Consider the following 26702-nt stretch of genomic DNA (forward strand, 5'->3'; position numbering starts at 1 on the left):
AAGAAAACGAAACACCGGCCGCAGACCGGTGGGTCTGAGGCCGGCGTCTGTCAGAGCGCTTTCTTTCCGGAGGGAGGAAGCCGCTTCAGGCCCAACTGGGCGGCGTAGTCCTCCACGTCCGCCCAGGGGGCCAAAAAGGTGTGGACGCCCGCGCGGCGGGCCACCTCCAGTTTGCGGCACAGGGTGTCTCCGTCATCAAAGAGGACGAAGTGGGCCCCACTGTCCCGGCTCATATAGGTGAAATAGCGGGCGCAGAGCTCGTGGGAGAAGAACACCGATGGGCGCATCCGGTCCAGCCGTTCCCGCAGCTCCCCGCGGGTCAGCGGGACGCCGCTGCCCGAGGGGGAGGGGAGAAAGAAGTCCTCTGCCGTCAACTGGAGGGAAAGGGCCACCCGGTCACGGCCGAAGCGCTCGCCGGCCTCCTGCAGCCGGAGGGCCAGCGAGCCCCCGGACAGGGCGGAGGGGATCACCACCTTGGCCTGAGGGGCGCAGTGCCCATAGGTTTCCGGGACGAGCAGCGTCCAGTTTCGCCGGGCGAAGAGACTGTCCAGCTGGGCGGCCATTTTTTCCAGGGGGGGCATACGCCGCTCAAAGTCCAGCACAGCCCCGGAAAAATTCCGGGCCGCGCACTCCCGGACCACCTCCTGGCAGAAAGACCCCGCGGCGCCCAGACCGTCAAAGCCCCGGTCATCCAGCACCATCAGTCCGCCCTTTAAAGGAACAGAGCTTCCGGAGCGGAACAGGTGGGGCCCGCGGCCTATCCGGTAGGCCAGGTGGGCCGGGATGACGTCCCAGCCCTGGAGGGCCCGGAGCTGTTGGGGCGGGACGGGAATATAAAAGGTATCTTGAGACATGAACGGCTCCCCCTTGTCCAATTTTTCCAAACGTGGTATGATAGAATCCGCCCGGCAAGAGAGGAATGTCTTTGATCGTCTCCTGTCTGTCTGCGGACCAACGGAACTGGGCATAGGCCCATCCGGCGCACGCACTAAAAATTATTCGGCGTGCGGCATATTTAGAACGAAGGAGGACACCTGCGTGCCCTTTTCTCTGATTCCACAGGGGGTCTACCCCTCGGTGACCGCTCTGGAGCCCGAGGCTCTGGCGGCCAAAGGGATCCGGCTGGTGCTGGCCGATCTGGACAACACCCTGGCCCCCTATAAAGTACCCAGGCCCGCCGCTGAGGTGGTGGCCTGGAAGCAGGCCCTGGACCGGGCGGGCATCCGCCTGTTCCTGCTGTCCAACAGCCGTAAGCCTAACCGGGCCCGGCTCTTTGCGGAAGCCCTGGACATCCCCTACCAGGGCCATTCGGGCAAACCCAGACGGGGCGGCTATTACAAGGCCATGGAGCGCATGGGTGTGAAGCCGGAGGAGACGGTCATGGTGGGGGACCAGATCTTCACCGACGTCCTTGGGGCCAATCGCGCGGGGGTGGTCCCCCTGCTGGTGGAGCCCATCCGTCTGGCGGGCAACCCGGGACGGTACATCCGGTACGCCGTGGAGACCCCCTTCCGGGCCCTGGGCAGAAGGAGGCCCTTCCTATGAGCGCGAAATTCGGTCCCGCCGGCAATTCCGACAGTTTTTCCCAAGTGCACAAGTCCTCTCTGGCCGCGCCCCGGTGGATCGCGGATCTTGGCCTGGACTGCTACGAGTACCAGTGTGGCAAGGGTGTCCACGTGGGGGAGGAGACTGCCCGCAAGGTGGGGGAGAACGCCAAAGCGGCGGGGATCACCCTGTCCCTCCACGCCCCGTATTTCATCAACCTGGCCAATCCCGACCCGGAGGCTCTGAAAAAGACCACCGGCTATATCACCGGGGCCTGTCTGGTGGCGAGCCAGATGGGGGCGGGCCGGGTCGTCATTCATTCGGGGGCCCTGATGAAGCGGACCCGCCGGGAGGCGCAGGACATCGCCAAAAAATCCCTGCGGGAGGTCATCGCCGCCTGTGACGATCAGGGCTTCGGCCACATGACCCTGTGCCCCGAGACCATGGGCAAGATCAACCAATTGGGGGACCTGGACGAGGTGCTGGAGCTATGTACCCTGGACGGGCGACTGGTGCCCTGCATCGACTTCGGCCACCTGTACGCCCGCTCCCTGGGGGCGGCGGATGGCCCCGAGGCCATGGCACGGATGCTGGACCGGGTGGAGGAAGTGCTGGGAGGAGAGCGTGCCTCCGCCTTCCATAGTCACTTCTCCCATATTCAATTCACGCCCAACGGGGGCGAGAAGTGCCACCGGACTTTTGATAACGACGACGGCTATGGCCCAGACTGGGCTCCTCTGGCCGCTGAGGTGGCCCGCCGGGGGTGGAATCCCACCTTTATCTGCGAATCGGCAGGGACCCAGGCGGAGGATGCGCTGACCATGAAGAGAGTTTATCAGGAGTATGCCGCAAATCCGCGGTGAAGCGCTTGGAAACGGAGGACGTTATGGATAAGGTCATTTTCGGCGTGGTTTTGATCGCCGTTGGGCTTCTGGAGGCGGTTTGCCCCCAATTTCTCTGGAAGTATGCCCACGGGGGGCGCAAGCGGCACGCACAGCCCACTCAGCGGGACCTGCTCATCAGCCGGATCGGCGGCGTGGCCCTGGTCATTTTCGGGGCGCTTTGTTTCTTCATTTGATCCAACCAGATAAGGAGTTTTGTTGTCCATGAATCACATTGAACAGATCGCGGCCCGGCTGCCGGAATACGGCCTGGACGCCATGCTCATCACCAGCCAGTCCGGGGAGCGCTACGCCCTTGGTTTCCACGGGGAGGGCTTGCTCCTGGTCACCCGGGATGGGGCGCGCTACACCACCGACGGCCGGTACATCGAGGCCGCCCGGGAGAAGGTCACCGGGGCGGAGGTGTCCCTGGTATCGGCGGGCAGCGGCCACCTGGCCCAGGCCCGGGCTTACATCGAGGAGAAGGGCCTGCACAACGTGGGCTTTGAAAGCGGCGCCATGACGGTGGATGCCCACCGGCGGTACGCCCAGGAGCTGCCCTGCATCCTCACCCCCGCCCAGCCCCTGCTGGATTCCCTGCGCGCGGCCAAAGACCCGGAGGAACTGGAGGTGATGCGCCGGGCCCAGCAGATTACCGACGAGGCATTCAAGGCGATCTTGAGCTTTATCCGCCCGGGCATGACGGAGCGGGAGATTGCCGCCCGCCTGGTCTATGAAATGATGATCCGGGGTGGAGAGCGGGTGTCCTTCGACCCCATCGTGGCCTCAGGAGCCAACGGCTCCATGCCCCACGCCGTCCCCAGCGACCAGGTGGTGGACACCGGGATGTTCATTACCATGGACTTTGGCTGCGTTCTGGAGGGCTATTGCTCCGACATGACCCGCACCGTGGCCCTGGGTCAGCCCACTGAGGAGATGGAGCAGGTCTATTCCACCGTTCTCGCCGCCCAGAAGGCGGGCATCAATGCCGCCCGGGCCGGTGTGACGGGCCGGGAGGTGGACGCCGCCGGGCGCCGGGTCATTGAGGAAGCGGGCTATGGGGACTGTTTCACCCACAGCTTCGGTCACTCTCTGGGCATCGACATCCATGAAGCTCCCAACGCCAGCCCCGGCGAGAGCGCTGTTCTGCCCGCCGGCGCGGTCATCTCCGCCGAGCCGGGGATCTATCTGCCCGGACGGTTCGGCGTGCGCATTGAGGATGTGCTTGTTCTGAAGGAGGGGGGCTGCGAGGACATTACCCGTTCCCCCAAGCACCTGATCGTATTATGATCCATAAAATTTAACGGACAATTCCCCGGAATTCCCTCGGAAACCCCCTTGTCAAAGAGAGGAAAATGGGGTAAAATAAATCAGCTTATATATAAATATAGTGGAGGATGATTCCTATGCCAATGATTTCCGCCAGCGATTTCCGCAACGGTGTGACCTTTGAGATGGACGGCAAGGTCATGCAGGTCGTGGAGTTCCAGCATGTTAAGCCCGGTAAGGGCGCTGCTTTCGTCCGCACCAAGATGAAGAATATCATCACCGGCGGCGTGACCGAGACCTCCTTCAACCCCACCGCCAAGTTCGAGCAGGCTTTCGTGGAGCGCAAGGACATGGAGTACAGCTACAACGACGGCGACCTGTACTACTTCATGGATATGGAGAGTTTCGACATGCTGCCCATCAGCAAGGACCTGCTGGGCGACAGCTTCAAATTCGTCAAGGAGAACATGAGCTGCAAGGTCATGTCCTACAAGGGTAGCGTCTTCGGCGTGGAGCCCCCCAACTTTGTGGATTTGGAAGTCACTGAGACCGATCCCGGCTTCAAGGGCGACACCGCCACCAACGTGACCAAGCCCGCCATTCTGGAGACCGGCGCCGAGATCAAGGTGCCCCTGTTCATCAACCCCGGCGACAAGATCAAGATCGACACCCGCACTGGCGAGTATCTGGAGCGCTGTAAGGGCTAAGCGTCCGAGCCGTTGTGAGCAGCGGGCTAAGGCGGGAGCGCAGCGAAAAGCCCAAGGAGGGGCCGCGGGCCCCAGATGGGTTTTCGCGCAGTCGTACGACTTAGAACCGCGTCGCGAACAGGCAAGGCGTGATAACATCGCTAAAATCCTGTATGTGAGGCAATGCCTCGGAAAGGGAAGCATTATGACCATTTCTGAAAAAGTCGCTTATCTGAAGGGGCTGGCCGAAGGGCTGAACCTGGATACCGAGAAGTCCAAAGAGGGCAAGCTGATCTCTGTGATGATCGGCATCCTGGAGGAGATCGGGCTGTCTATCGAGGACCTGGAGGAGAACTCTCTGGCGCTGGGCGAGGAGATCGACGTGTTGTCCGACGACCTGGCCGACGTGGAGTCCATTGTCTATGAGGACGAGGATGAGGACGAAGACGAGGAGGACTACGACGACGACTGGTTCGAGGTGGAGTGCCCCACCTGTGAGGAGCCTCTGGTCATCGATGATGAGGCCCTGGCTGAGGGCTTTATCCAGTGCCCCAACTGCGGCACCAAGTACTCTCTGGATCTGAGCGATGATACCGTGGAAGCGGACGAGGATGAGTAACTCTGATCCCTGCTGTATGATGGCAAAAGGAGCCTGATCTTATGATCAGGCTCCTTTTTGTTTCCCGGACCGGAGCCAAACGCAGGAAATCAGAAAGAAGGCTCTGTCAGGTACAATCTTTTCTTGACGAAAGGAAAGATATTCCTGTAAAATCGGCGTTATGAAGTTTATGGGAGGGAGCATGAGTGATGCGGACCGATCATTTCACGGAACCTGACGCCGGCCTGCTGGCCCGGCTGGACACAGAGCCGGACCGGGCCATGGAGGCCCTAGTGGAGCAGTACACGGCGCTGGTTTGCCATGTGGCGGGCAAATACCTCACCGACCCGGAGGACGTGAAGGAGTGTGTCAACGACGTCTTTACGGAGGTCTACCTCCACCGGGCGGAGTTCTCTCAGGAGAAGGGCAGCTTCGCCTCCTGGATCGGCACCATCGCCCGGAACCGGGCCATCTCCCGGTACCGGAAGCAGCGGAAGGAACTGACGCTGCCGGAGGACGGGGCGGAAACGGAGCAATCCTGTCCTGATACAACGGCGGAGCTGGAGCAGGCCATCTCCCAGCTCAGCGATACCGACCGGCAGATCATCCGCATGAAATACTACGGCGGCATGTCCATTTCGGAGATCGCGGAGACGTTACATATCCCCTATGAAACGGTAAAAAAGCGGCACACCCGCAGCATCAAGCAGCTGCGCAAGCTCCTGCTGACCATCCTCATCATCGCGGCACTGCTGATCCTGGCGGCCTGCGGCGTCATCCAGCTGCTGCGGCATCTGGGCGTTCTCCCGGGGTACGGCGTCACCGCCGACCCCAACGGGATCTGCTATGTGCTGGAGGAGCCGGTCACGTATCAAGAGGGCCTGTTCACGGTGGAGATCGCCAGGGCGTCCATGTTTGACGGGCGTCTGGCCGTCCATTACCGGCTGGATATGGACAAGACGTCCTATGTGCTGCCGGAGAGAGATGAAAACGGCACACCCACCTTGCGCAGGCTGTCCTTCGCAGACAACCTCCGGGATGGAGCCGGGGCGGTTCTGGATTGTTCCACATCCTCCGGGTACGGCAGCGCCCCCTGGGATTCTTCTGAGTTTTCGGTGGAAGGAGACCGCGTCTGTTGGCTGACCGGGAAATCCCTTTCCGCCTTCCGGAGTGGCCAGCGGCAGGAGCTGACGCTGTATCTGTCGGACATCCGATGCGACGGGGAGACTTACGGGGACATTGCGGTACCCTTTGCCCTGATCCCGGCGGAGCCGGAGGAGCTGGACGGTTATGCCGTTTTGTACGACGAGGCCGCCGGCGGCGTCATGCTGGACAGCCGGCTGGAGGGGGATACCCTGTCTCTGGACCTCTACCCCCTCTCCAACGGGACCACGGAGTGGTCCGCTGTGCCGCTGAGGGAGTACTACGATGTCAGCATGCCAGCGGGCAGTGCGCCGCCGCTGACCATTGTGGACGATGCGGGGAACGAGTTCCTGGGCGAGACACAGCTGAACTGGCAGCAGCAGCCCGATTACTGCACCTATACCTTCACCGGCATCGCGCCGGGGACCTACACCCTGTCGCTGCCTTATGTGTACCTGGTTTGCTACCCGGAGGAGGGAGACGGTCTTGTCTGGAACCTGGAGGATTGTACCTTCTCGGACAAGCCCATCCAGATCCCCGGCGGCACCATGCGCACCATCTCCGTCCGCCGGGATGACAGCCTCATCGATCCGCTCACGAATTACAGCCATGCCTGGGAGATCAGGATGCTCTGTGAGATGGAGGATGAGCGGATGACCGTGACCCATACGCCCAGTGACGACCCCATATCTGTTTATCCCTGGGTCGCCGTCCGGGAACTGCTGGAATACTTCATTGGGGGTGAAAATGCCATCCAAGGCAGATATGCCTGCTCCTACGGCGAGCTGGATGAGGAGAGCGGAGAGTTGGTCATGCGGTATTACGCGGATGATACCGCTCTGAAGAACCATAACTTCGGCCGGGTGGAGTATTATCCCTCCGACGGACAGTTTGACCCCATCTGCATCCGCTGCGAAGGCCCCTTTGAACTGGAATTTGAAGTGACACCATAGCGCGAAAGCGGTCCCGAACGGGGCCGCTTTCCTTTTTGAAAAAATTTTCAGATTTTTTGTCCCCAAATGTCCACCTGGCTGCGAATATAATAGATGGAGGATACTACGCCGACGGAGCCTGCAGCGCATTCCTCCGAAAAACCGTGTAAGTACAAGGAGGAAACAAGCCATGAGGAAACGAATATGGGCTGTCCTGCTGACAGTGTGCCTGCTGGTGGGACTGCTGCCCACCACCGCGCTGGCGGCGGACACAGGGCAGGTCACTCTATCGCTGAACTATGACGAGAGTCTCTGTAGCATCCGTGTCATTGACGGCAACACGCAAAGCAGTGAGAACCCAACCGTGTTTGTCAGCGGAAATGGCCAGAGTGCTTTGGTACCGTCCGGCAGCTGGATTATTTTTGAAATCACCAATATTCAGGACGGCTACCGTATCGGGTCTGTAACGCTGAACGATGCAGACTCTACAAAAGGCTTTGTCAACGGCACATACGGCACATTGTCCTTCAGCAATATATCAACGGATTACACACTGACGGCAGTGATGGAGAAAATTCCCGACACACTGCCCGAAGTCACCAGTGTAACGCTTTACACGGATTCCGAGGGTACGCAGCCCGCGGCAGAAAACATCAACTATACTTCCGAGAGCACGAACGCCCGGCTGTACGGCAAGGCCACTTTCAGCGATGACGGGGAATATCCGGTATACTACGCCAGGGGCCAGTGGCAGTTCAGTACCGACGGCACTACCTGGCAGGATACCGAGTGCTGGGGCAGCAACCGGTTCGACTTCTGGCCCGGATGGCAGTATCACGAGGAACTGGATTTCCTGAACGCCAGCTATGACATCCGACTGAAGGTAAATCCGCAGGACCTCTACACCGCCGGCAGCTCTGTGTACTCCAATGTTATCCATATCAACGGTGGTGCAGAGGCAGCCCCGACGGACCCGGAAAACCCTGCCACCGACGTGGTCCTGTATGTGGGCGGCGTGGATATGGTCAAGAGCGGCACGGCGGACGGCGCGGTCTATGACGCCGCCAGCAACACCCTGACCCTCACCGATGCCACCATTCTCGACTATCACGAGGCTGACGACAGCATCGCCGACAACGTCTCCGCCATCCGGGCGGGCATCTACTACCAGGGTGAGAAGACGCTGAAGATCCTGCTGACCGGCGAAAGCACCATCGTCCTCTATCCCAGCCGCGACGGGGACGCGGAGCTTGGCAGCTACATTGCCGCCGTAGGCATTTACGCCGACGGCAGCGTGGACGTGGAATCCGACAGCGGCGGGTCCCTGGCCTTCGGCAGCGGAACCATCACCGAAGACGACGCCATTTTCGATACAAAGGAACAGGAGGCCTACGTCTACGCCCAATCCATCCACGTGACGGATTCCCTGACCGTGGGTGGATCGGCCAATGTGAATGGGCGGCTCGCTGCCTTTCAGTTTGAACCGGCTGTGGAGCTGGACGACTGGACCTATAATTCCGCCTCCAACGCCGCGCCTGTGCAGGTCTACGCCGGGGACACCCTCCATGTGACCGGCACCGCTGCGTTCCGGGCCGGTTCCGCCCAGGCGGACGGCCTGACCCTCGTGGACGGCAGCGGCGACGCCCAGATCACCACCCTCAAGGGCAGCAGTGTGCAGGTGGAGGCGGGCGCCCTCACATCCGGCACCGTCACCGCTGAGAACGTCACGGTGTCCGGCGGTGACGCGGCCATCAACAGCCTCACCGCTCCGGGGGATGTCACCCTGTCCGGCGGGACCCTCACCACCAACCAGCTCTCCGCCGCCGATCTGAACGTCACCGGCGGCACCCTGACCGCGGAGGCCAGCAGCTCCAACACCAGCCTGAAGGGCATCATTGCGCTCTCCGGCGACGCCAACATCTCTGGCGGTACTGTGACGGCGGAGGGCGGCATCCAGTCGGCCTATGAGACTAGCAGTTTTGTGTCCACCACCGGCAGCTTCTCCCTGTCCGGCGACGGGTCGGTCACCGCCCACGGCGATGGCGTCCGGTTCGGCGGAGTGGTGTCCGTATCGGGAAACGCCAAACTGACCGTCACGGACGTCAGCAGCAGCGCCATCGCCGGCTATCAGGGCGTGACCATCGCGGACAACGCCGTCGTCAACGCCGCGGGGCCCTTCGCGGGTATCCAGGTGGGCAGCTACAATTCAACCGGCGTGTTCCGGATGACCGGCGGCACCCTGACCGCCTCCGCTACCTCCACCGACGACGAGTATCCCTGCAACATGGCTCTGTATGTCATGACCGGCAGCGTGGAGTTCTCCGGCGGCCACGCGGAGCTGGCGGGCAACCCGGGCTGCGGCATCTTCTTTGCCGCCGCCGACGAGGCGGATCTCGGCGACTTCTCCGTCACCGGCGGCTATCTGAAGGTGGCCGGCGCCAGGGGCGGTGTCATCTGGCAGGGCGGCAGCGGCCTGCCTGCGGTGACCCGGACCGTCACCGTCAAAACCAATCCGGCGGAGATCCAGTACCTGGAGGGTTCCCTGGATTATACAAGCAGCGGCTATGATTTCACGGCATATGCCGCGACCTATGTGGGCAGCGGTGTCACCGCATTGGACATCGATTCGGACCTCAATGGCTGGCCCACCAACGGTCTGACCACCATCGTCTTCGGCGTGGAGCCCTGCGAGACCCACACCTGGGGCGAGGACGGCATATGCACCGTCTGCGGCGCCGTGGCAGGCTCCGTGACCCCCGGCGACGTGGTCCTGTACGTGGACGGCGTGGATATGGTCAATGGCAGCAGTACGGTGGAGGGCGCAACCTATGACGCAGCCTCCAACACCCTGACCCTGAACGGGGCCTCCATTACCAAGTACTACACCATCCCCCTCACGGATTCGGCCACCGACCCCCGGGCGGGCATCTATTACAAGGGTGAGGAATCGCTGAACATCGTAGTCAGCGGCGGCAGCACCATCTCCGTGGTGCCCGGTGTGGCCGTCACCACCTACTACAGCACCGCCATCCCCGCCTTCGGCATTTACGCCGACGGCCCGGTGAACGTGCAGCTGAACTCCTACCTGAACATTCTGCCCGGCACTGCCGACGGAGCGGAGTACGACGAAAAGTCTGAGGAGATCATGGTCCTGGGCGGTGCGGTGTATGTCACCGGGGATATGACCGTTGCAGGCACCTCGTTCCTGCGGTACCTGAATTTCGGCACGTTCCAGTATACCAGCACCTCCGGTTTGTCCACCGCCCCGAACCATCAGATGCCCTTCCAGGTGGACGGCGACCTGACCGTGTCCAACGGCCCCACTATCATGGGCGGCGAGATGAAGGTGGGCGGCGACGCCTCCATCGCCGGGAAACTGAATCTCACGGCGGCGGTGGGCGGCTATCTCAATTACTACGACAACACTGCCGGGTATGTATACTGTGCCGCCGCCACCTTGGATGTGGGCGGCACCCTGGATATCACCGCCGGTTCCGTGTCCATCGGCTCCGGCTGCACCCGGAGCGGTTACGCGGGTCTCATGGCCGGGACCCTCCGCCAGAGCGGCGGCGCCCTGACCCTGGACAACGACGAGAACAATCATTACTCCATCCGGTGCGATGATCTGGTCCAGACCAGCGGTACCATGACGGCGAATCGCGTGATTGAGGCCGCCAGCAGTGTGAAGCTCAGCGGCGGCGCCCTGACTGCGGCCTCTCTGCCCTGCACGGACATCACGGTGGAGGGAACGGCAAATGTGACCCTCTCCGGGACCATGGGCGGATTGGATGCGGACATCACCATCAGCGGCGGCACTATGAATATCACCAGCGAGGATTACGGAATCAAGACCGGTGATCTGACCGTCACCGGCGGCACTACCACCGTCACGGCGCCAGTGGCCCTGTCTTTCAGCAGTATTTTGCAGTATGGCGGCGGCGATTTCACCGTCACCGGCGGCACGCTGAAGCTGGTCGCCGAGGGCGAGCTGTACGGTTCCACCATCGCCATCCGGTGGGATGACGTCTCCAACAGAGCCGCCGACAGCACCCACTTTGCACCCAATGTCACCGTTCCTGTCACGCCTTCCGGGGCGAAATTCCTGGAGACGGTGCAGACGCTCAACGGTGTGGCCCTCTACGCGGCGACCTATGTGGCTGAGGATGTGGATGAGATCATCGTCTCCGGCGGCTACGCCTCCAACGGCCTGACCGCCATCACCTTCGGCGCGGAGCCCTGCGAGAATCACGACTGGGGCGAATGGACCGTGACCAAGGAGGCCACCTGCACCGAGGCGGGGGTGGAGACCCGCACCTGTCAGGTGTGCGGCGAGACGGAGACCCGTGAGATCGCGGCCCTGGGGCACAACTATGTCGCTGTGGTGACCGATCCCACCTGCACAGAGCAGGGCTACACTACTTACACCTGCTCCCGCTGCGGCGACAGCTATGTGGACGACTACGTGGATGCCCTGGGCCATGACTGGGGCGAGTGGGTGGTTGACAAAGAGGCCACCGGCACCGAGGACGGCTCCCGGCACCGCGACTGCTCCCGCTGTGACGCTGTGGATACCGAGGTCATCTCCAAGCTGCCGAAGCAGAACGTGAGCTGGACCATCGAAGATACCATCACCTGGACCTATGGTAGCAGAACCAATGTGATAAATACCGCCGACAATAAGACCGTGGGCGGCGGCGCGCTGACCTATTCCAGCAGCGACACCGGTGTCGCCACCGTGGACGCCAACGGCAAAGCTGCCATCGTGGGGGCCGGTACGGCCACCATTACCGCCACCGCCGCGGCGGTCCCCGGAAAGTACGCCGAGACCTCCGCCAGCTACACCCTGATCATCAACAAGGCGTCCCTGACCGTCACCGCCAACAATCATACCATCACCTACGGTCAGACTCCCGTGGGCAACGGCTGGACTGCCGACGGCCTGAAGAACACTGACACCGAGAGCGTTGTCAACGGGACCCCTTCCTACACCTACACCTATGAACAGTACGGCAAGGCCGGCACCTACGCCATCAGGGTATCGGGCCTGACCGCCAAGAACTACGACATTTCTTTTGCTCCTGGCACCCTGACCGTCAGCAAGGCCACGGCGTACACCATTACCCTGGGCAATCTGGCCCAGCGGGACGACGACATTACTTCCGTGACCACTTCCATCGCCCCGCAGGACGCCACCGCTCAGATCGAGGTTGAGTATTTTGTGGATAGCGCCTGGACAACTTCCCTGCCCTCCAAGGCCGGTGAATACCAGGTCCGGGCCTCCCTGACGGCCAGCGATAACATTCAGACCGACAGCGCGTACACCTATGGCGCCCTGACCATTGAGCGGACCATTGTGGTGGACAACACCGACGTATCCGTCACTGTGGAGGACGGCAAGGCCGAGATTATCGTCACGGAGGACGAGCTGGCCGACATCGTGGCCAACGCCGACGGCGACGTGTCCGTAAACCTGGGCGGCGTGGAAAATGTGGACGAACTGGCGCTGCCAGGCAGCCTGGTGGAAGCCCTCAGTGAGAGCGGCAAGGCCGACAGTCTGACCATCGCCACGGAGGACGCATCCATCTCCATGAGCGGCGCGGTGCTGGACACCGTGGCCAGCGCTGTTGCCGACGGCAAGGACACTGTGGCCGTAAAGCTCACCGCTGTGGAGGAAAACGACCTGACCGACCTCCAGAAGGGGGCGCTGAACAGCATCAGCCAGAGCGCCGTCATCGTGGAGGTATCCCTGGTCATCACTCACACCGACGGTACCACCACGGAACTGCATGAGTTGGGTGGCAATGTGGAAGTGACCGTCCCCTTCACCGGAGCAGTCCCCGAGGGCAAGTACATCGTGGTCTGCTATCTGTCCGACGACGGCAGCGTCACCTACGTCCGGGCTACCTATGGCCCTGTGACACAGCAGGTTACGTTCAACACCAACCACTTCTCCAACTACGCGCTGTTCGTCAGCGGTGATCCTGCCGTCATCGTGGACGGCGGTTCCGGCTCCGGCCTCTATGCCGTGGGTGAGACCGTCACCGTCAAGGCCGACAGCAAGAGCGGCTACACCTTCACCGGGTGGGAGATCGTGGACGGCAGCGTCACGCTGGCCGACGCCAAGGCGGCGGAGACCACCTTCACCATGCCCACCGGGACAGTGGAACTGACCGCCACCTACACCGAGAACAGCTCCGGTGGCGGTGGAGGCTCCTCCACCTACACCCTGACCTTTGACACCAATGGCGGCAGTAAGATCACCGGTGTGTCCAAGACCAGCGGCACTACCATCGACCTGACCGGATATGTTCCCACCAGGACCGGATATGACTTTGACGGCTGGTATGCAGACGTAACGCTGACGGATAAGATCACCTCCGTCAAGCTGACCAAGAACATGACGGTCTATGCCAAGTGGATGGAAAAGAGCGGCGAAAACCCGTTCACCGATGTGGCCGGCGATACTTACTACGCTGACGCCGTGACCTGGGCTGTAGGCAAAGGTATCACCTCCGGTACTGCGGCCACCACTTTCAGCCCCGATGCAGCCTGTACCCGCGCCCAGGCCGTCACCTTCCTGTGGCGGGCTGCCGGGTCCCCGGCTCCCAAGGCGGGTGCCAACCCCTTTGCTGACGTGAAGGCTGACGCTTACTACTATGACGCGGTACTGTGGGCTGTGGAGCAAGGGATCACAAGCGGCACCAGCGCTACCACCTTCAGCCCGAATGCCACCTGCACCCGGGCCCAGATCGTCACCTTCCTGTGGCGCGCCCAGAAGTCTCCCACTGCTGACGGCGTGTATTCCTTCACTGACGTGGCGGGTAACGCTTACTACGCCGGCGCGGTGCTTTGGGCTGTGGAGAACGGCATTACCGCTGGCACTTCCGCTACCACCTTCAGCCCTGATAGCGACTGCACCCGGGCCCAGATCGTGACCTTCCTGTACCACTGTGTGAAGTAAGGCACCAAATGAATAAACGCATCCACCAGCGAAGCAGGTGGATGCGTTTATTTTATATAGTAGAACTGATATTTGCGCCTCGTCATCGCCGGATTTACGGCGCTTTTCACGGCAATAGGCCTCATGTTCGGTCTTTTCATCAATAAGCGGCGGTCAGCGTTCTGAAATGCTGACCGCCGCTTATGATGTCTGAGCTGGGGCAGGAAGCGTTTCCATTCTAGCCAGCCCCATTGTAAATGCGCATGGATATTCAGTTCCGTGTATTACGGAACTGGGGCGGCGGCGCAACACCGCCGCCCCGCTGGTTTATTGAGTTCTGATTGGGTTTTGTCTTACTTCATGCAGCGATACAGGAACGTCACGATCTGGGCGCGGGTGCAGTCGCTATCAGGGCTGAAGGTGGTAGCGGAAGTGCCGGCGGTAATCTCCTTCTCCACAGCCCAAACGACCGCGCTGTTGTAGTAGGCGTCAGCCGCTACATCGGTGAAGGGATTCACTCGGTCAGCAACGGGAGACTCCTGGGCGCGCCACAGGAAGGTGACGATCTGCGCGCGGGTGCACTTGGCGTCAGGGCTGAAAGTGGTGGCGGAAGTACCGGCGGTGACGCCATTCTCCACGGCCCACAGAACCGCGTCGTGATAGTAGCTGCCCTCGGCCACGTCGGTGAAGGACATCGCGTGGCTCTGCGGAGCGGGGCTGCCGGCGGCGCGCCACAGGAAGGTGACGGCCTGAGCGCGGGTACAGGTGGCATCGGGAGAGAAGGTAGTGGCGGAAGTGCCAGCGGTGATGCCCTGCTCAACGGCCCAGTTCACTGCCTCCTCATAGTAGCTGCCTTTCGGTATATCGCTGAAGGACGACGCCGCAGCTTCCTGCCAACCGGCATATACGGTGATGTTGCCGGTGAGAGTCACTTTTGTGATCTTTTCGGTCAGAGCCTTGTCCGCATACCAACCAGTAAAGATGTACCCGCTGCGTGTGGGCGTGGAAGCAGTGAGGTCAACGGTAGCGCCAGACTTCTTTTGCAGTGCCGAAATTTTACTGCCGCCGTTAGTCTCAAAATTCAGCGTGTAATAGTCAGAACCGGAGGCCTGGGAAGGATCTGGGGTCAAATAGATCGTGTAGGTGCGGGTAGTGGAATCGTCTGCCGCTGTGATGGTCACAGTGACAGTCCGAAGGACGTAGCCGCCGGAGATAGCCATCATGCGGTTTTCCGCAGGTTCACCATTCACAGTGACGGTGGCTCCGCCACCCTCAGGAATCACGGTGAGCAGATACTGACCGGGGGATACATTCTCTACCACAGCGCTGTCATTCTCGTCGAAACTGCCGATCGTAAGAGGCAGGCCGTCGATGGTGATGCTGGCCGCATTGGCATTGGAGAAGCTGCTGCCGCCCGACTCCGCCTCGCCGTAGCGCAGGACCACGCGGGAACCGCTCTGGGAGAAGGCGACAGGGATGGTGCGGATCTCCTCGCACGCAAGCGATACATTGCCGATGCTCTGGGTCTCCAGCAGCTGACCGCTGTTGTCCAGGAGAGCGGCCAGCAGATAGCCGCCGCTGCTGCTGGGCTGGAGCGTATGGCTGCGGAGCTGGACGTTGGCGGCGGAAGTGCCATTGGCGTTGGTCAGCTCCACCGACGTGGTCACGCTGGCGTTGCCACTGCGCGCCAGCAGGCTGTGGAAGGTGATGCTCTTCTGGTTGTTCTGGGTGTCGGCCTCAGGCATTTCCGCCCAGCTGCCGTCCGGCAGATGCCGCTCCACGCGGGCCTTGACGAACAGGGTCACGCCGGAGTCGGGGATCTCGGTCAGCCCAGCGTCCTCCATGTAGGAGGCGATGTTAAAGTCAAGCTCCTTTGCAAAGCCGGCGCTGTCGATCCTGCTCAGGTCTTCCGAGCCGTTGATCGTGACCTCATAGCCCGTATCCGCAGTGCCGTCCTCGAAATACTTGCCGTTGATGCGGGTGGAGCAGCTGGGGTCGGTGTATACACCCAGCACCACCCGGCGGCCGGACTTGTTCAGCGCGGCGGCGGACTGGTTATACAGGGTGGCCAGGAAGGTGCGGTGGCCGTCCTGCTCGCCGGTCACGGTCAGGGTGGAGATGCCCACATCGGGGTAATCCAGATGGACGGTGCCGGTGGCCGTTTTTGTTTCGCCGTCTCTAAATCCGGCGGTGACGGTGTAGCCCAGATCATCGATGACGCTGCCGGTTTTGACCACCACGGAGAGGGCCTTGCTCCGGCCGGGCAGCAGGGTCTGGCCGCTGAAGGTCTGCGTCTGGCCGCCCAGGGTCACGCTGATGCTGTCGATGGCGTGGATGCCCTGGTTGCTGACGGTGAAGGTGACGGGGATATAGCTGTTGGCGGCCAGAGTGGTGTAGTCCACATTGGTGCCGATGACCTCCACCTTGTCGGCGTAGGTCTCAGAAGCGCTGAAGAGGTTCACAGTCTCCTTGGGGACCATGGCTGTGAAGGTCTGTTCCTCGCCATTGACGGTGTAGGTGTACTCGACCTCCTCATAGGTAGTAGGATCATCCTCCTCTTCGACTTCGGTATTGGGATCATCCGCAATGATTTCGGAGTAGGTAGTGCCCTGGAGCACCGCCCGGACATCGGTGCCCCTCTCGGTATAGGCATCGATAGAATTCAGATGGGTGTTGTCGAGCAGGGCGGCCACCTCCACGGCGGCGGAAGCGCCGTAGCTGGGTTCTTCCACACTGCCGAAGTTGCTGAACTTGATGGCGCGGATCACGTCGTTGTCCGCGTCGCCGGTATTGGCATCGTCCCACAGCAGGGACAGCTCATCCAGGCTGTCCGCGCCCTTGACAAAGGCAAACTTGCCGTTGAAGGACTCGGTGGAGACCATGTCGCTGAGGGAGGCGGGCAGGTCGTTGTGGGGTGCGCCGTTTGTGTCGATGGTCAGCAGGCCGATATCGCCCTGGTCATCCGGCTCCCGATACCAGCCCAGCACGAAGCGGTCGCCGGCGGTGGTGAGCTGGGGATCGGCATCGGTATAGTCGTTGGTGGTGACCCGGACAGTCTTGACGGCATCCTCTGCATTGCCGGCAGTGCCGGTGTTCACCAGGGCGTAATAGATCTCGGTGTCTGCCGCGCCGTCATCGGTATCCTCCACCGTGTAGGCGACGAGGGCGGTGTCATTGATCATCTCAATGGACATACTGCTGACACTGCCGGAACTGCCGTTGTAGAGCGTGTAGGTCTCCTGGCTCCAGTTACCGTTTTTGTAGATCTTGAACAGGATGCGGTTCTCGGTGAAGGTCAGCAGACTGTCGCCCTGCTGCACCGAGCGCCAGGCCGCCACGGCCTTGGAGCCGTCGGCGCTGATGGCGATAATGGGGGTGAGCTCCTGGGTGGCGTTTTCGGTCAGGCGGGTGGTAGCCCACTCAGAGCCGTTCCAGATGGAGGCCACTACCTCCAGACCGCGGGTGAGGGCAAGCTGCTGTTCCTGGGTGACAATGGCGTTGGGGCTGAGATCCAGGTGGGCGCTCTGCCGCAGCCAGATGGCGGCGGCGTGGCCACGATCGCCGTCAAGGTCCAGGTCGCTGTCGCCATAGCCGTCAAAGCCGGCGGGGCTGGAGATGGCGGTGCCGTCGGGGAAGGAGCCGCCGTCTGCCAGGGAATAGCGCACCTCCACATCCTCCACGTCAGTACTGTCTGCGTCGGAGAGGTAGACCAGCATGCCGCCGTCATCCAAGATCATGGGCATGGAGAAGGGGTAGGAGTTGGTTTCGATTGCTTTGAGCTTATTCGGGTTGTCCAGACTCATGAGGGAAATTCCGCTGTCTCCGCCCAACCAGATGCGATCGCCCTCTTCGAGGTACTCACGGCTCTGTACCCGGACCTCGCCGCCGCTGGTGGCAACGACTACCTGGCGGTCCAGAGACTGGGTGCTGTAGGGGCTGATCTGGGTGTTCTTTCCATCGATCCAGCCGGTTTTGTAGCCGCTTTGGTTGTTGGCCCAGGATTCGGTGATCTCGTCCCATTTACGCAGCGGCCATTGGTCGCCCACGGTGATGGAGACGAGGTCGAATTTCAGCACCATGGAGCCGACGCCGATCTTCTCCCGCAGGCCGATCTTGCCGTCCAGCTGGACGAAATCGCCGTAGCTGCTGTCCGATTCATCTCCCCGGCTCAGAATGAGACTTTCGGTGTTCAGTTCCACGTCGCCGTAAGCGCCAGCGGTGAAAGCAATGCCGTACTTGTCAATGCCAAGGCCGCCGTAAAGCTCGATGAAGGCGTTGACGCGGATGGAGGTGAGATAGTCGTTGATGGCCTGGATCATTTCCGTGGTGCCCTGACCGCTGCCCAGTGCCTCAGCATAGCGGATGGCGGTCTCCAGCGTGACCACCAGGCCGCCGCGAAGGGTAACGCTGTAGTTATAGAGAATGGGCTTGAACCTCTGCTTCACGATGGCCAATTCGATCTCCTTGCCGAAGCGCATCGCCCCGCCGGTGGTGAGGACCTCCCACCGGCCCTCGTCGAAGTTATAGCAGATCTCGGCGGTCATCCAGCCCTGCATCACTTTGCCTGTGCCAAACAGCCGGGTGGCCAGGGCGGTGTTGTCCTCCTGCAGGCGTTCGAAATAGGTGCCGTCGGACATGGCCTTATAGTCGCCGACGGTGAACCCGGCGAAGGAGACCTGCTCCAGATCCTGTACCACATGGGCCGGTTCCACATAGACGCCGCGCTCGTCATAGCGCAGGTCGGACATGAGGGTGGTGTCGTATCCCGTCCAGACGTAGGCGGAGAAGATGGTGGGGTCCTCCGTGGGCATGAGGACGGTGCGGATCAGTCCCAGCTTGGCCCCGACCCCTTCCAACAGGCTGAGGGCGTCGATGAGGTCGTCGGCTATCTTCAGGACCGTGTTGTCAAGTTTGGGGTAGACGCTGGACCCGGCGAGGGTCAGCCGGGACATCAGGCCGATGACGGACTCGGACTCGGAAACCTTTTCCACCGCCGTCATGTCGATGAGGCCGAAGGACAGGGTCAGGGTGCGCTCCATGGCTCCGCTGCCGTTGTAGAGCACCAGTTCCATGGGGATGCGGGTAGTCGCCTTGAAGTCCCCGAAGCTGTCAGTGCTGATGAGGGTGACATTTTCCAGCAGGGGGATGGAGGAGAAGGGATAGGAGGCGGTGTGGGCGTTGGCGTGGGTCTGGCCGGAGAGCTTCACCGCCGTCTCCTGGGCGCGGACATCGAAGGAATACCCGGTGTCCTGGGTGGATACCTGCTCCATGCCCCAGAGCATCAGCCGGGTGGACAGGCGCACAGTGGTGTAATCGGCGCTGGGGCCCACCACGCCGGTGTGGCGGCGCACATTGATCTCCCGGCCGGTGTAATAATCCACCGTCTGGGTGGCGATCACCGGCTTGACCTCGCTGGCCGCTGTCAGCGTCAGCAGATTGCCGCCGGAGCGGACCACGTCCGCATGGGTCATCTGGGTGTCGAACTCCACCAGCTCGGGCTGGTATTCGTCATTTTCAAAGCGCAGCTCAAAGACGAAGCGGAAGAGATCGTTCTGGTCCAGCTTATTGCTCGGATCCTGCTGGCTGAAGAACTGGGTGCTGTCCATATACACCTGCAGAACGCCGTTGTCATCGGTTTTAAAGACCTGGTCCACCTTGCCGTCCAGGCTGGCGGTGCCGGTGCTGGTCTTGGAGAACTTGGCGTCGTAGCAGTAGGCGGTGTCCCGCTGGGAAGCGTCCGTCACCTGGTCCAGATTGCGGTACACGCCGCCCCGCAGGGTCACATTGGCGTTGGACAGGGGGGTGCCGTCGGGCTTGAAGATGGTCAGCTCCATGGAGGCGGCGGGGCGCAGCTCCACGGCGTTCAGGGGGTACAGCTCGTCAAAGACGCCGTTGCCCTCGCCGCTTTTCAGGTTGACGTTGTAGGTGTCTCCCAGCATACTGGCGGTGCCCCGGTAGATCTTGCCGTCCTCGGTGCTGGCGCAGCGCAGGTCAGAGGCGATACCGTTGGGCTCGTACAGGGCCAGAGAGCCGTCCGAATTGCTGACGACGGTGTGGGTGTTGCCTTTGCCGTCCTCATAGGAGACGGTGGTCTGTACCGCGGGGGTAAACTGGAAGAGGTAGAGCTTGTTTTTCAGCATCTCCACGTTGACCGTCACGCTGGAGGACAGGCTGGGGAGGCTGGCGTGCTGGGCGGTGACGGTGGTGGAGCCCTCCGACAGGCCGCACAGCATCATCAGCGCCTTGGGGATGTAGTAGAGATAGCTGAAATTCTCCAGCGGCTCGTAATAGCTGCCCTGGCGGTAATTGATGGATACGATCTCCTGAAGCTTTTTGGCGGTGTCGGTGATGTTGGCGTTCTGGGCGCTCTCCGTGGTGCTCCACTGGAACATGTCGTTGACATAGTTCCAGTCGTAGTCCCCGTAGTTGATGCTGATGCTCTCCATCAGGCCCAGCTGGCCGCGCAGGGCGGCGATGGCCTGCGCGGAGGTCAGGCCGTCAAAGGTCGTTCCGTCATAGTTGGTGATCGAGGGGTCGGTGGAGGTGGCGGTCTCGGCGACCTGGTTTTTCAGGGTGATCTCGTCCACCTTCTTGCCGCCCACCACCAGATCCAGCGCGCCGCTGCGGTAGACGGTGACGATGACGGAGGCGGTGCTCCAGGTGGGGTCGGAGGCATTTTTCGCCTTGACCATGACGACGTACTCGTCCTTCAGGCCGGAGGGCGTGTCGGGGACGAGGGTGTAGCTGCCGCTGGTTTCCTCGCTCACGTCGGTGATGTGGCTATCCTTGAAGATCTCGCCGTTTTTCTCCACCCGGAAGTCAAAGCCGCAGGTGGCGAGGTTGGTGGTATCCCAGTTATCCAACGTCCAGGTGATGCCCAGTGTCTTGTCGCTGGTGAGCAGGGGCGCTTTGGTCCAGGGAAGCGTGACCTTGGCGGGCTGGGAGCGCACCACGATGTAGGCATCGGTGCTCAGAGGTCTGGTCTCACCGTAGTAGCTGGCCGTGGAGGTGAGGGTCACGCGATAGCCGGGGGTGTCCCCCTTGGAGATGGTGGTCAGATACTTGCCGGGGACGGTGACTTCGGTCTTGTCGCGGGTAAGCTTGTCCGTCCAAAGGGCGGTGGGCTCGCCGTTCTCACTCAGCTCATACAGCGTCCAGGTGATGCGGCTGTCGTCGCCGTCGGAATACTCCGTGCCCAGATTGGAGGTGAAGGAGAAGGTCAGGTCGGTGTCCTTCCGGGCGAAGAAGGTGTTGGCGTTGCTGGGCAGCAGGAGGGTGGGCCGCTTGTCGTCCTTCACGGTGATCTCAATGGCGTTGGAAGCCTGCGACTCCCCGACGGAGCCGCCGTTTTTGGACCAGAGGGTCAGGGTGGCGGTGCCCTCCTTCTTGGGGGCGATGGTAACGGTGGAGGCGCTTTGCAGGTTGTTTACCGTGCCCTGGTAGGAGACGGTGAACACGCTCTCGTCGCTGGATTTCCAATAGAATTGGTCGGTCCCCTTGTAGGTGTGGTCCGTCTGGGTGCCGGTAGCAGCGGAGAAGATGGGGTAGGTCTGATCCTGCTTGAAGACCACGTTGTCCGTGCCGGAGGGCCATTGGTCGGCGCTGATGGTGTAAGCGTTTTCATCAGCCTTCACGATGGCCTTTTGGGTGCAGGTGGCGTAGGCACCGTAGTATTTCGCGTTTGTGCTGGTGTCGCTTTCTTCCACGTACAGCTCCACGGTGTAGTCCTTGGTGCCCTCGGCCAGAGCGGGCAGGTCAATGTTGTAGACCACGCTAATGCCGTCCTGCTGAAGAACGGCTTCGCTGTACTTCGTGCTCTCGTTCCCGTTGAGGATGACGGAGAGGGTGAAGGGCTTCTTGTTCGCTGCTGCCACCTTCCAGTTGCCCCAAAGCTGTTCGGTCAGGTCGTTGTCTTTCAGACCTACCGTCACGGTCATTTGGGTGGGGTCGTCCTGATCCACCGTGGCGGAGACGGAATCGATGGTTTCCTTCACAGAGGCTTTGCGGATACAATCCTTAAAGGTGTAGGGCTTGTCGAAGGTCACATTGGAAAAGTAGTTTACAGAGGTATCCATGGCGCTACTGTTCCCCTGGCCGGCGCTTACATTCGATACACGGATGCCGGTGTCGCCGGGCTGCACGGTATAATAGCACACATACAGATTGGAGTAAGTGCTCCAGTTATTAGTCGTTACGGTGCCGTAATAATTCTCGATGTTGGCGGAGGAGCTGGCGATCTGTGTTGTACCATTGTACAGGATATAGTTGCCCTCCACCGGCTCTGAGAATTCCACGAGGATGGGGATCACGTCGCCGGGACGGAAGGTCTTATCCCAGGACTGAATGTAGATGTTCTTGACCGTTGGAGCGGTGGTGTCGGCTATGATGATATTACCGTCGGTGGCAAAGGTCAGGGGGGTCTTCAGGCTGTTGGTCTCAAAGGCCAGCGTGGGGAACGGATTGTCAAACCAACTGCTGGAATAAGTGGGGATCTTCAGGTTGGAAAAGTACAGACCGATGCGGCGATTGTCCAGGTTGCCCTTGTTGTTGGCGAAATCGTCGGCAGACGCCTCATTGTAAAGGGCGTCATAGATGGCTTTCATGTCTTTGTCTGTTTCATCGTAATACCAGCTGCCGCTGACGGCGGCGGCGATCTGTTTCGCCATGCTGGCTTTGGTTCCGGTTCCGCTGTACTGATACAGCGAGGTTCCTTTGGCAGCCTTGGTCAGAATGCCCTTCTCATTCCAATACAGGTCAAAGTTGCGTGGGGTTAGAACCACTTCCTCGGGGTTGACATTGACATACGTTTCATAAGCAAAGTATTCATCGTTATCGTCGTTGTCCACCTTCAGGAGGGCATAGGCATCCTTGATGATGACGCTGTGGTCGGCGTCGCCGGCGCCCAGATGCCAGGCGCCCTTGAAAAGGTTGTTCAGAGGATATGTAGAGGTTCCGTCGCCACTGGCATCGGTCACCGTAAAGTTGGAGGGAGTAAAGGAGAAATAGTTCTTGTCTCCGATCGTAGTTACATAATTTGTGCCCTCTGCGAAGGAAAAGACCACCGGCGCGCGGTTGGTGGTGTCAGCAACCTTGTAGTTTCCATTCCCACTATTGTAGTCTCCCCGCACATTTGTCAGCACCTCCGAGATGCCGAAGAAGGGGGCAAACAGGAAATAATTCTGGACGGACTGCTCCGGCGCGCCGGAGAATACGCGGCTCTGGAACAGGGCCTTTTCATACCCCAGCCAGTGGCCGTTTTCGCCCAAGACGTGCGTGCCGTCACCCCAGGGGTTGTACGTGGTGTCAAAACCATTAAAATAATAGCGCAGCTTCTCCAAGTCCAGCTTGTACTCGATGTAGGTTTCACCCTTGGCCAGAGTGGCAGTGCCATAGCCGTTGACGGGGATGTACTTTGTGCCAGCGACAGCAACCTGGTCATAGCTATTATCGATGCGGTTCACAAACAGGCCGGACTGGATCTGGATATCATGGGGCGCGGGGACAAAATCGCCGTTCACCGATTTGGAAACGCCCACCTGGAAGGTGACGATATCCCCGTCTGCGCTGATCTTCTGAACCAGACGCAGGCTGTGAGCCGAAACGTCGACGGTCGAGGCGCTGGTGGTCGAGGTGTCGGTGGCCAGCAGGCTCAGCGTATTGGCCACCATACCCACCTGGCTCTCCACCGAGATGGCCTGAAGGAGTAGATCCGCCGTGACGGTCTTTCTGGTGGCGTCCACGGTGATGAGGGTGTCCATGTCGTCCTCCTCACACGCGTCCAGCCAGTCCAGCAGAGCGTCCAGACTGTCCAGCTTGGTGCCGTCTTCCACGGTGAAGGTGTTGTCCTGGATCAGCTGGCCGCTGTCGTCCACCAGTCCAAGCTCGGACATATAGAGGGCGAACTGCTGGGCCGCCTCATCCGACTCCACCGCGAAAGCGGTTGTCGGCAGAAGCCCCACCAGCATGCAGACCACAAGCAACAGGCTCAAAATCCGTTTTTTCATTTGTTTCGTCCTCCTTTGGAAATTGCTTTCGGGTTATATTTCATCACAAATAATTCCAGCGTTTCTTTCAGCGTTTCTATCTGGGATCTCATATAGAACTCGTCCTCGAACAGCGCGTAATGTACGCAAGCCCGAATCAGAATGAAGATCAGCGGCGTGATCTTTTGATAGGGGATCCCCAGCTTGCCCTCCAGGCCTTTTGCGTACTCGGTATAGCGCTGATCGACCCCCGCAAAGAATTTCTTTCCGTATTCCCTGTATTTCGGGTGGGTGTACACCTGATACATCAGGCGGTATTTCTTCCCGTGCTTTTCCGACGTCCAGTAGGGTATCTCGTCAAGAAACCGCCACAAGTCCTCCACATCCGCGGGGGCTTTTGCCATAAAGTCATCTTCTACCTTGCTCATGCAGTATTCGGTGGACTGGATGATCAGGTCATCCAGGTCCTTGAAATAGGTATAAATCATCGTCGTGTTATATCCGCAATGCTTCGCCAGGGTGCGAATACCGGTGCCGTGAAGTCCCAGTTCGGCAAAACCGTTATAGCATTTTTCCATAAGCTCAATTTTTTTGGCGTTCCACTGTTCTTGCGTGTAATTCGCCATCGAATCGCCCCTTTCATTCAAAGCGTTCGTTCGAAATAAAGTATAGTACATCCATCCGGAAAAATCAACAGGTCTGTACGGTATCTGCTGGATATTTTTTCAGCAGTCCGGCAGTCGTTCCTGCGATATTACCTCGCCTGTCGGCGCCTGCGTCAGGCAGATTTTTCTCTATGGTTGCATCGGGAGCATGTACTCCCATTGTCCATCCCGTAAATATTCACTCAGGGGCGCTGCGGCTTTATCTTGGATTATGGCATCGCATGCCCTGCGAGGCCTTGACGATGATTAGTATTAGCGCGATCATCGAGTTGGAAAGAAGTCAAACCATTTGAGTATTGCAATGGGACTCTGCTCATGACCACAACGGATACCACAGAGGTTTCCGGGACAGGCGGGAACATCTGGCACAAGAGGACACAAGACCATTCGCTTTCCAGACGAAAGGGCTGAAAACAGCCGGAAAGTGTCATAAATCAAGCTCCCGAATCCGTTCGCATCCGAGAGGTCGCGGACTTCATATCGTTCGCGGCGACTTTTTGTTTTAAAAAGTCATCGCTCATTCATTCCGTCGCTTCTCCTCTTCAAATCGAACCCGCTGCGCTGGGCTTCGATTTGGTTTTGGGTGCAGCCCTGAAAGTGGCGACATCTAAAGTGTTTGGGATATTATAAAAAGAAAGACACGACAAAGGGCAGGTGTTCGTAAAACAGTGTTAGCCAAATAACACGAAATGAGCATCTGTCAGACGGGATTGGTCAACGAAAAAACACGCCATATTCAGCTTCAAAGGTTGAGTATGGCGTGTTTTTCTGTTTATTTGCGTTTCCGTTTCCCTTTTCCATGCGGCTGGTATGGCCGTGCCTTGCCACGCTGGTTAGTTGGGCTTTTCATGTGTTTGGACAACTTTAACACTTCGATGAGATTGATAAATTGCTCCTTGGTAATGGCGTCGTAGTCAATGCCGAATGTCGTAAGGAATATCCTTGCCTGTTTCTCAGCGTCACTGCACTCAAAGTTCATGGCATCCTGCAACTGGCTCTGAACTTCCTCTGCAATAGAGGGTGTGTCTGCCGTTGTGGTATCGTTGCTGTGTTCCTCCCGAATGTCACGGAGGATCGCCTTCAGATCGTCGGCAAGCACATGACCGAAATAGTCATCTTCCCGCACCTGGGCCAGCTCCAATGTCCGGGTGGCAAGATCGTCCTGTCCGTCCTGCTTCATCAGGGCCATCTTCCGTACTGCTTCCAGCATGGCGTTCATATCGTTGATCCGCATATCTGCAATCCGGTCCACATAGATCTCCGCATCTAACATCATACGTTGGAAATCTTTGTGGCACAGCATTTCCGACAGCAGTCGGTGATTAAACGTCCCCGTCCTTAATACTTCTATCGCACCATCACTCTGATGCAGAGCGTCCAGCTCTGTGTCTGGGTGATTTTTCGTTTCTGTCATACCCAGCAGATAGTCCGTGGACACGCCGTAGAACTTCGCCAGCGTGACAATGCTGAATGGGCTGATGTCCTTGAAATCGTCTGCCTCATATTTGCCGAGGGCGGACTTGGAAAGCCCGGTCTGCTCCGCAAGCTGTTCCAGCGTCAGGCCCCGTTCCACTCGCAAATCCTTCAATCGCTCCTGTATGGTGAGTTTTATCTGCATGGCGCACCCCTCCTTCTTTCTGTCTCTAAGCGTGGAAATCCAGCCTGTTTTGCGCTCTTTTCCAACCTCTTGGATATACGGGAAAGAGCGTATTTTTTCGTTAAACTGTACCTGTAACAACACCAGAACCTTGAAAATCGAATGACCGTCCGAATGGGATATGTCCCCCGGCGAAGTATTTGCCATGACCGCAAAAGCGCGAGCATACCAACGGGGACGGGAACGCCGGGAGCGATCCTCCGGGCAGGAACGAGTTCGGGAAAAGCGGCAAAAAACCACAGCTATTTTCAAACCATGTGAAAACAGCGAAGAACCCGCTGTTTTTGTGCCGTTGGCCATATCAATCAGCGATGCACCGGGCAGCGAACACAGCACGCCGTTCCGTGTGCGTTTTCACCGAACTACAAAAAGGCAAGCAGAACAGCAAAAACGATAGGTGTCC

Annotated in this window: 12 protein-coding genes; 8 read left to right on the forward strand and 4 right to left on the reverse strand. The window is 59.8% G+C overall.

Features of this window, described 5'->3' with window-relative positions:
- Positions 1–50 precede the first annotated feature (50 nt).
- A complete protein-coding gene (locus I6E42_RS01685) occupies positions 51–854 on the reverse strand; it encodes a hypothetical protein (protein ID WP_235370115.1) in 804 nt (267 codons plus the stop codon).
- Between the two features lie 184 nt (positions 855–1038).
- Here I6E42_RS01685 and I6E42_RS01690 point away from each other — a divergent pair, with 184 nt between their 5' ends.
- The 8 genes from I6E42_RS01690 to I6E42_RS01725 all read left to right on the forward strand — a co-directional run bounded on the left by I6E42_RS01690 (position 1039) and on the right by I6E42_RS01725 (position 14015).
- Positions 1039–1545, forward strand: coding sequence for a YqeG family HAD IIIA-type phosphatase (locus I6E42_RS01690; protein WP_235370116.1), 507 nt, complete (start codon positions 1039–1041; stop codon positions 1543–1545).
- Entirely contained in the window at positions 1542–2408 is an 867-nt protein-coding gene (locus I6E42_RS01695) for a TIM barrel protein (protein WP_235370117.1), read from the forward strand. The genes I6E42_RS01690 and I6E42_RS01695 overlap by 4 nt, the downstream gene beginning before the upstream one ends.
- Before the next feature lie 23 nt (positions 2409–2431).
- A complete protein-coding gene (locus tag I6E42_RS01700) occupies positions 2432–2623 on the forward strand; it encodes a DUF6199 family natural product biosynthesis protein (RefSeq protein WP_235370118.1) in 192 nt (63 codons plus the stop codon).
- A 28-nt stretch (positions 2624–2651) separates the two neighbouring features.
- Positions 2652–3716, forward strand: a complete 1065-nt coding sequence (locus I6E42_RS01705) for an aminopeptidase P family protein (RefSeq protein WP_235370119.1) — start codon at positions 2652–2654, stop codon at positions 3714–3716.
- A gap of 122 nt (positions 3717–3838) precedes the next feature.
- Positions 3839–4402 carry an elongation factor P gene (gene efp, locus I6E42_RS01710; protein WP_235370215.1) on the forward strand — a complete coding sequence of 188 codons (564 nt, stop codon included), beginning with the start codon at positions 3839–3841 and terminating at the stop codon, positions 4400–4402.
- Between the two features lie 184 nt (positions 4403–4586).
- Positions 4587–5000 (forward strand): CD1247 N-terminal domain-containing protein, encoded by a 414-nt coding sequence (locus I6E42_RS01715; protein ID WP_235370120.1) that lies wholly within the window; start codon positions 4587–4589, stop codon positions 4998–5000.
- Between the two features lie 188 nt (positions 5001–5188).
- A complete protein-coding gene (locus I6E42_RS01720; RefSeq protein ID WP_235370216.1) occupies positions 5189–7075 on the forward strand; it encodes an RNA polymerase sigma factor in 1887 nt (628 codons plus the stop codon).
- Between the two features lie 169 nt (positions 7076–7244).
- On the forward strand, positions 7245–14015 hold the full coding sequence (locus I6E42_RS01725; RefSeq protein WP_235370121.1) for an S-layer homology domain-containing protein: 6771 nt from the start codon (positions 7245–7247) through the stop codon (positions 14013–14015).
- A gap of 332 nt (positions 14016–14347) precedes the next feature.
- Here I6E42_RS01725 and I6E42_RS01730 read toward each other — a convergent pair whose 3' ends face one another.
- The 3 genes from I6E42_RS01730 to I6E42_RS01740 all read right to left on the reverse strand — a co-directional run bounded on the left by I6E42_RS01730 (position 14348) and on the right by I6E42_RS01740 (position 26635).
- Positions 14348–23998 (reverse strand): S-layer homology domain-containing protein, encoded by a 9651-nt coding sequence (locus tag I6E42_RS01730; RefSeq protein WP_235370122.1) that lies wholly within the window; start codon positions 23996–23998, stop codon positions 14348–14350.
- Positions 23995–24603: a TetR/AcrR family transcriptional regulator gene (locus tag I6E42_RS01735; protein WP_235370123.1), complete on the reverse strand. Its 609-nt coding sequence runs from the start codon at positions 24601–24603 to the stop codon at positions 23995–23997. The genes I6E42_RS01730 and I6E42_RS01735 overlap by 4 nt, the downstream gene beginning before the upstream one ends.
- Positions 24604–25414: 811 nt before the next feature.
- On the reverse strand, positions 25415–26635 hold the full coding sequence (locus I6E42_RS01740) for a helix-turn-helix domain-containing protein (protein WP_328284069.1): 1221 nt from the start codon (positions 26633–26635) through the stop codon (positions 25415–25417).
- Positions 26636–26702 lie beyond the last annotated feature (67 nt).

Origin of the sequence: Pseudoflavonifractor phocaeensis (assembly GCF_021531815.1) — a bacterium.
Lineage (GTDB): Bacteria > Bacillota > Clostridia > Oscillospirales > Oscillospiraceae > Lawsonibacter > Lawsonibacter phocaeensis_A.

What these genes read in the sequence shown, in the direction of transcription:
- I6E42_RS01685 (WP_235370115.1), bottom strand. Translation starts at nt 854, where the DNA reads ATGTCTCAAGATACCTTTTATATTCCCGTCCCGCCCCAACAGCTCCGG.
- I6E42_RS01695 (WP_235370117.1), top strand. Translation starts at nt 1,542, where the DNA reads ATGAGCGCGAAATTCGGTCCCGCCGGCAATTCCGACAGTTTTTCCCAA.
- I6E42_RS01700 (WP_235370118.1), top strand. Translation starts at nt 2,432, where the DNA reads ATGGATAAGGTCATTTTCGGCGTGGTTTTGATCGCCGTTGGGCTTCTG.
- I6E42_RS01705 (WP_235370119.1), top strand. Translation starts at nt 2,652, where the DNA reads ATGAATCACATTGAACAGATCGCGGCCCGGCTGCCGGAATACGGCCTG.
- efp (WP_235370215.1), top strand. Translation starts at nt 3,839, where the DNA reads ATGATTTCCGCCAGCGATTTCCGCAACGGTGTGACCTTTGAGATGGAC.
- I6E42_RS01715 (WP_235370120.1), top strand. Translation starts at nt 4,587, where the DNA reads ATGACCATTTCTGAAAAAGTCGCTTATCTGAAGGGGCTGGCCGAAGGG.
- I6E42_RS01720 (WP_235370216.1), top strand. Translation starts at nt 5,189, where the DNA reads ATGCGGACCGATCATTTCACGGAACCTGACGCCGGCCTGCTGGCCCGG.
- I6E42_RS01725 (WP_235370121.1), top strand. Translation starts at nt 7,245, where the DNA reads ATGAGGAAACGAATATGGGCTGTCCTGCTGACAGTGTGCCTGCTGGTG.
- I6E42_RS01730 (WP_235370122.1), bottom strand. Translation starts at nt 23,998, where the DNA reads ATGAAAAAACGGATTTTGAGCCTGTTGCTTGTGGTCTGCATGCTGGTG.
- I6E42_RS01735 (WP_235370123.1), bottom strand. Translation starts at nt 24,603, where the DNA reads ATGGCGAATTACACGCAAGAACAGTGGAACGCCAAAAAAATTGAGCTT.